This is a genomic window from Nocardioides sp. (genome assembly GCF_036401255.1).
GTDB lineage: Bacteria > Actinomycetota > Actinomycetes > Propionibacteriales > Nocardioidaceae > Nocardioides.
On sequence record NZ_DASWVI010000360.1, the window covers coordinates 1 to 6,066 of the forward strand.

The window sequence follows — 6,066 nt, forward strand, 5'->3', positions numbered from 1 at the left end:
GACGCTGATGAGGCGCCTGCAGGTCTTCGGCCTCGGGGTGCCCGGTCACTACCGTCCCGAGGACCTGCCCTCGACGGTGTGGCCGCCGCCGGTCGAGGCCGGCGCCTATGTCACGCAGGAGCCCACTCCGTGACGCTCCCACCGCCCGCCCAGCAGCTGATCGACGGCAAGCTCGTCGCCGCGAGCGACGGTACGACGTACCCGATCCTCAACCCGGCCACGGGGGAGGAGATCGGCGTCGCCCCCGACGGCACCGCGGCCGACGTAGACGCGGCGATCGCCGCCGCCCGCCGGGCGTTCGACGAGACCGACTGGGCCACGAACACCGACCTGCGGGTGCGCTGCCTGCGCCAGCTGCACGCCGCGCTGCTCGAGCACGCCGAGCCGTTCCGGGCCCTGACGACCGCCGAGGTCGGCATGCCCGGCTTCATGATGGGCGCCGCCGGCTTCGACGTGCCGGTCGAGGGTCTGAAGTGGGTCACGGACCTGTTGGAGACCTACGCGTTCGAGACCGACCTGGGCGTCGCGCACCCGATGGGCATCGCGAGCCGGCGGACGGTACGCCGCGAGCCGGTCGGCGTCGTCGCCGCGATCTCCCCGTGGAACGTGCCGACCCAGATCAACCTCGCCAAGATCGGGCCCGCGCTGGCCGCCGGCTGCACGGTCGTCCTCAAGCCCGCGCCGGACACCCCGTGGGTGGCGTGCGAGCTGGGCCGGCTGGTCGCCGAGCACACCGACATCCCCGCCGGCGTGTTCAACGTCGTCGCCCCGGCGTCCAACGAGGTGGCCGCGCTGCTCACCACTGACCCCCGTGTCGACATGGTCTCCTTCACCGGCTCGACAGCGACCGGTCGGGCGATCATGGCCGCGGCCGCGCCCACGCTGAAGAAGGTCTTCCTCGAGCTCGGCGGCAAGTCCGCGGCCATCGTCCTCGACGACGCGGACGTCGCCGCCGCGGCCGGGGCCACGGCGTTCACGGCCTGCATCCACGCCGGCCAGGGCTGCGCGATCACCACGCGCCTGGTGGTGCCGCGGGAGCGGCACGACGAGGCCGTGCAGGTCGCGGCCGCGACCATGGAGTCGATCGGCGCCAAGGACCCCGCCGACCCGGGAGCGATCTGCGGACCGGTGATCTCCCGGGCGCAGCGCGACCGGGTCGCGTCCTACCTGCGGCTCGCGGTCGAGGAGGGCGGCACGTTCGCCGCCGGCGGGCACGTGATCGACCGGCCCGGCTTCTGGGTCGAGCCCACGGTGGTCGCCGGCCTCGACAACTCCAGCCGACTGGCGCAGGAGGAGATCTTCGGACCGGTGCTCGTGGTGATCCCGCACGACGGCGACGACGACGCGGTGCGGATCGCCAACGACTCGGCGTACGGACTGTCGGGCTCGGTGGAGTCCGGCTCGCTCGAGCGCGCGAAGGCCGTCGCGGCGCGGATCCGCACCGGCACGATCGCCGTCAACGGCGGGGTGTGGTTCAGCCCCGACGCGCCGTTCGGCGGCTACAAGCAGTCCGGCATCGGCCGGGAGATGGGCGTCGCGGGGTTCGAGGAGTACCTCGAGATCAAGACCATCGCGGAGCCGGCGTGAGGACCCACGCACCTGACGTAGATGTCGTGCGCGCGCGCCGGAGGCAGCAGATGCGTCAGGTGCGTGGCACCCCAGGAGGAGTGAGATGAGGTTCCAGGACAAGGTCGTCGTCGTCACGGGGGCGGCGCAGGGCATCGGGGAGGCCTACGCGCGGGCGCTGGCGGGCGAGGGTGCGTCGGTGGTCGTGGCCGACCTCAACGTGGAGGGCGGGGAGAAGGTCGCCGCCGACATCGGCGGGCTGTTCGTGCGCACCGACGTCTCCTCGCACGAGTCGGCAGCGGCGCTGGTCGAAGCGACCGTGGCGGCGTACGGCGGGATCGACGGGCTGGTCAACAACGCCGCGATCTACGGCGACATGGCCTTCGACCTGCTGATCAGCGTCGACTGGGACTACTACCGGCGGTTCATGTCGGTGAACATGGACGGCGCGCTCGTGATGACCCGCGCGGCCTACCCCGAGATGCAGAGGCGGGGCGGCGGGTCGATCGTCAACCAGTCGAGCACGGCGGCGTACCTCTACTCCGGCTTCTACGGCCTGGCCAAGGTCGGCGTGAACGGCCTCACCCAGCAGCTCGCCCACGAGCTCGGCGGGATGGGCATCCGCGTCAACGCGATCGCGCCCGGCCCGACCGACACCGCCGCGACCCGCACCCAGGCGGGCGACGCCGCGAAGGAGCTGGTCAAGGGGCTGGCGCTCAAGCGGATGGGGCAGCCGGAGGACATGGTCGGCGCCTGCCTGTTCCTGCTGTCGCCGGAGTCGTCGTGGGTGACCGGTCAGATCATCGCCGTCGACGGCGGGCAGACGTTCCGTGCCTGACCCGGGCGGCAGCCTGCGAGTGGGCTTCGTGGGCCTCGGCAACATCGGCAAGCCGATGGCGCTGCGGCTCGCCGCTGCCGACGGCATCGACCTGACGGTGTACGACGTGGCGGCGGGTCCGGTCGCGGAGCTCGTCGAGGCCGGGGCGGTCGCGGCCGCCGGCGTCGCGGCGATCGACGCCGACGTCGTCTGCGTGATGGTCCGCGACGACGACCAGGTGCGTGCCGTGGCCGCGGAGGTCCGGCCCGGGGTGGTGCTCGTCGTCCACTCGACGGTCGCCCCCGAGACGCCGGGCGAGCTCGCGGCGGCCGGGCACACCGTCCTCGACGCCCCGGTCTCGGGCGGTCCGATGGGTGCCGCGGACGGGTCGCTGGCGATCATGGTCGGCGGCGCCGGTGCGGCCTTCGACGTCGCCCGGCCGGCGCTCGAGGCGATGGGCTCGCTGGTCGTGCACGCCGGCCCGTTGGGCGCCGGCACCCGGATGAAGCTGGCCCGCAACCTCATCCACTTCGTCGCGTTCACCGCGGTCACCGAGGCCCAGCGACTCGCGGAGGCTGCCGGCATCGACCTGGTCGAGCTCGGCAAGGTGGTGCGGCACACCGACGCGATCACCGGCGGACCCGGCGCGATCATGTACCGCGACACCACGGCGCCGATCGCCCCCGACGACTTCTGGCACGGCGTCTTCGACCACGTCGCCGCGCTGGGGGAGAAGGACCTCGCGTTCGCGATAGCGCTCGCGGAGCAGCAGCGCGTCGACGTACCGCTCGCACGACTGTCGCTGGACCGATTGAGAGAGGGGCTCGGCCTTGGGTGACTTCGAGGGACTGCCGGAGACGCGGCGGCGCGGGCTGGAGAAGATGGAGCAGGTCTACGGCTTCGACATGACCGACGGGGCGGGCGACTTCTTCCGCTACACCGCCGACCACCTGTTCGCCGACATCTGGAGCCGGCCCGGCCTCAGCGACCGCGACCGCCGGCTGATCCTGATCGGCATGCTCGCCGGCCAGGGGGCCGCCGACGTGCTGGGCATCCAGGTCCCGGCGGCGTACGCGAACGGCGAGCTCGACGACGAGGCGTTGCGCGAGATCGTGATCTTCGTGTGTCACTACGCCGGCTGGCCGAACGGCGCGCGCCTCAACTCGATCGTCGAGGAGACGATCGCGCAGGCCGCCCGGGGCCGCTGAGCCGGACCTGGCAGCCGAAACCCGCACGACACGCCGGTGGCCCTCGGCGTGTCGTGCGGGTTTCACCGGCTGACCGGTGAAACCCGCAAGCCCCCAGTCGGCCCCGAGCGGGCTCCCAGCGGTCCCCAAGAGCTGCGCGGGACGGTGGGGACACCGAGGCAGACGGCCCCGGCCCCACCGATCCAGGAGCACCATCGTGAACGACCCCGCCGCCCTCCAGCCCTTCCTCGTCGCGTTCCTCGTGCTCGGCGTCGTCGCCGCCGTCGTCGCGCTCGCCGCGCTGGCCGCCGTCGCCGCCGAGGTACGCCGTGCCGCGCGCCCCGCACTGGTCGTCCTCGGCACCGAGCCGGCCGAGAGCGCGGCCCGCGCCGCCTGACCCGGCCGGGTCGGGCCGGCCGTCCGCGGTCAGCGCCGTTCGGAGTGGACCGTCCGCATCACGTAGTCCTTCTCGGGGCCGGACGCCTGCCACTCCACGGTCCAGGTCGACTCGGCGACCTCGATCAGCCCCGTGTAGAGGTCGCGGCCGCAGGGATGGCCGACCCGCTCGCCGGTCGCCCACGGGTGGAACGGCCGCCCGTCGGAGAACGAGACCTCCCAGCCGGCGCCCACCCGGTCGACATACAGCGTCCGGCTCACCGGCACCGACCGGCCGGCCCAGGTCATCGTGCCCTCCTCGCTCCACCGCACCCGGTCGGGCGACTCCAGCGCCAGCGTGGCGGTGCCGACGACGTCGCGCCGCTCCCCGGCGAGCCGGTCGTCGACCACCCGGGTGAGTGTCCAGGTCCCCAGCAGGTCGGTGGGGAGCGCGTCGAGCCCCATGGCGATGACGGTAGCCAACTGCGGCCCGGACGCGCCGCTGTGCGAGGGTGCTCCGGTGCCACCCCGTCAGCGAGCCAAGCGACCGCCCCGACCCGCCATGCCCGTCCCGGAGGGGGCCCGCGAGGTGTTCACCGACGGCGCCTGCTCGGGCAACCCCGGCCCCGGCGGGTGGGCCTGGGCGCTGGACACCTCGGTCTACGCGTCGGGCCGCGAGGCGCCGTCGACCAACCAGCGGATGGAGATCCGCGCGGCCCTCGAGGCGGTGCGCTCCCTCGACGGGCCGCTGCTCGTGGTGAGCGACTCGACGTACGTCGTGAACTGCTTCCGGGACCTGTGGTGGCAGGGGTGGCTGGATCGCGGCTGGGTGAGCTCCGCGCGCAAGCCGGTCGCCAATCGCGACCTCTGGGAGCCGCTCGTCGCCCTGGTGCAGGAGCGGGGCGATATCGCGTTCGCGTGGGTCAAGGGCCACTCGGGCCACGCGATGAACGACTTCGTCGACCGGCTCGCGGTCGCCGCCACCCGGGGCTGATCCTCAGCGGGTCCGAGCCCGGCCCTGCACCCGGCCCTGGGCCCAGTGCACGAGCGGGGCGAGCAGCCCCGCGGCGGCGCGGCCCTCGCCGGTGAGGGCGTACTCCACGTGGGGCGGCACCACCGGCAGGGCGGTACGCCGTACCAGCCCGTCGGCCTCCAGCACCTGCAGCGTCTGGATCAGCATCTTCTCGCTGACGCCGGCGATCTCGCGCTTGAGCTCGCTCCACCGCAGCGTGCGGTCGTCGAGGGTCAGCAGCACGAGCACCCCCCACTTGCTGGTGACGTGCTCGACGAGGAGCCGTGTCTCGGGGCAGGCGGTGTCGAGCTGGAGGTCGCCGACGGTGGTCATGGATCGACCTTACCTCCGGGTGGGTACCCCACTTCAAAGTGGGTACCGCCGACCGGGAACGTGCCGGCCGGCCGCGTGGTTGACGCGAGTGACCGCATCAACCGACGGAAGGTTCCACGCATGTCCATCGTCATCACCGGTGCCACCGGCCACCTCGGCCGTCTCGTGGTCGAGTCGCTGCTCGAGCGCGGGGCCGAGGGGATCGTCGCCACCGGTCGCTCCCCGGAGCGTCTGGCCGACCTCGCCGAGCGGGGCGTGCGGGTCGAGCGCCTCGACTTCGACGACGTGCCGGACTCCGTCGACTGGCTCGCCCCGGGCGACGTGGTGCTGCTGGTCTCTGGCAGTGAGGTCGGCCGCCGGGTGCCGCAGCACCGTGCCGTGGTCGAGCTGGCCGCGCGCTCCGGCGTACGCCGCATCGTCTACACCAGCGCGCCCGCCGCGGACGACACCACGCTCACCGTCGCGCCCGAGCACGCCGCCACCGAGGCCCTGATCCGCGAGAGCGGCGTGCCGTTCACGTTCCTGCGCAACGGCTGGTACACCGAGAACTACGCGCAGACCTTCGAGCAGGCCCGCGAGACCGGCGTCGTGCTGGGCAGCGCCGGCGACGGTGCGGTGGCCAGCGCCACCCGCGACGACTTCGCCGAGGCCGCCGCCGCGGTGCTGACCACCGACGGCCACGACGGTGCGGCGTACGAGCTCACCGGTGACGAGGCCTGGACCTTCGCCGACCTGGCCGGCGCCTTCGGCGACGCGCTGGGTCGTGAAGTGAGCTA

The 6,066-nt window shown here is 73.3% G+C and carries 9 protein-coding genes; 7 read left to right on the forward strand and 2 right to left on the reverse strand.

Features of this window, described 5'->3' with window-relative positions; translation table 11 throughout:
- Window positions 1-129 precede the first annotated feature (129 nt).
- The 5 genes from VGD85_RS16775 to VGD85_RS16795 all read left to right on the forward strand — a co-directional run bounded on the left by VGD85_RS16775 (window position 130) and on the right by VGD85_RS16795 (window position 3,967).
- Entirely contained in the window at window positions 130-1,587 is a 1,458-nt protein-coding gene (locus tag VGD85_RS16775; RefSeq protein ID WP_331064577.1) for an aldehyde dehydrogenase, read from the forward strand.
- 85 nt (window positions 1,588-1,672) lie between these two features.
- On the forward strand, window positions 1,673-2,404 hold the full coding sequence (locus VGD85_RS16780; protein ID WP_331064578.1) for an SDR family oxidoreductase: 732 nt from the start codon (window positions 1,673-1,675) through the stop codon (window positions 2,402-2,404).
- Window positions 2,397-3,221, forward strand: a complete 825-nt coding sequence (locus VGD85_RS16785) for an NAD(P)-dependent oxidoreductase (protein WP_331064579.1) — start codon at window positions 2,397-2,399, stop codon at window positions 3,219-3,221. The genes VGD85_RS16780 and VGD85_RS16785 overlap by 8 nt, the downstream gene beginning before the upstream one ends.
- Complete coding sequence (locus VGD85_RS16790) at window positions 3,214-3,591, forward strand: carboxymuconolactone decarboxylase family protein (protein WP_331064580.1); 378 nt, start codon at window positions 3,214-3,216, stop codon at window positions 3,589-3,591. The genes VGD85_RS16785 and VGD85_RS16790 overlap by 8 nt, the downstream gene beginning before the upstream one ends.
- A 196-nt stretch (window positions 3,592-3,787) precedes the next feature.
- The gene (locus tag VGD85_RS16795; protein WP_331064581.1) at window positions 3,788-3,967 is read left to right on the forward strand and encodes a hypothetical protein; all 180 of its coding nucleotides are present in this window, start codon (window positions 3,788-3,790) and stop codon (window positions 3,965-3,967) included.
- Window positions 3,968-3,996: 29 nt separating this feature from the next.
- Here VGD85_RS16795 and VGD85_RS16800 read toward each other — a convergent pair whose 3' ends face one another.
- Window positions 3,997-4,410 (reverse strand): DUF6314 family protein, encoded by a 414-nt coding sequence (locus tag VGD85_RS16800; RefSeq protein ID WP_331064582.1) that lies wholly within the window; start codon window positions 4,408-4,410, stop codon window positions 3,997-3,999.
- 97 nt (window positions 4,411-4,507) lie between these two features.
- On the opposite strand from VGD85_RS16800, the gene VGD85_RS16805 reads away from it, so the two are divergent.
- On the forward strand, window positions 4,508-4,939 hold the full coding sequence (locus VGD85_RS16805; protein ID WP_331064583.1) for a ribonuclease H: 432 nt from the start codon (window positions 4,508-4,510) through the stop codon (window positions 4,937-4,939).
- 3 nt (window positions 4,940-4,942) lie between these two features.
- On the opposite strand, the gene VGD85_RS16810 is transcribed toward VGD85_RS16805, so the two are convergent.
- A complete protein-coding gene (locus VGD85_RS16810) occupies window positions 4,943-5,290 on the reverse strand; it encodes a helix-turn-helix domain-containing protein (RefSeq protein ID WP_331064584.1) in 348 nt (115 codons plus the stop codon).
- Window positions 5,291-5,410: 120 nt separating this feature from the next.
- Between VGD85_RS16810 and VGD85_RS16815 the strand changes: the two genes are divergently transcribed.
- The coding region (locus VGD85_RS16815; protein ID WP_331064585.1) for an NAD(P)H-binding protein at window positions 5,411-6,066 on the forward strand (656 nt) is incomplete at its 3' end.

Excerpts from the sequence above, each read along its gene's own strand:
- VGD85_RS16810 (WP_331064584.1), bottom strand. The coding sequence starts at position 5,290 with ATGACCACCGTCGGCGACCTCCAGCTCGACACCGCCTGCCCCGAGACA.
- VGD85_RS16780 (WP_331064578.1), top strand. The coding sequence starts at position 1,673 with ATGAGGTTCCAGGACAAGGTCGTCGTCGTCACGGGGGCGGCGCAGGGC.
- VGD85_RS16800 (WP_331064582.1), bottom strand. The coding sequence starts at position 4,410 with ATGGGGCTCGACGCGCTCCCCACCGACCTGCTGGGGACCTGGACACTC.
- VGD85_RS16805 (WP_331064583.1), top strand. The coding sequence starts at position 4,508 with ATGCCCGTCCCGGAGGGGGCCCGCGAGGTGTTCACCGACGGCGCCTGC.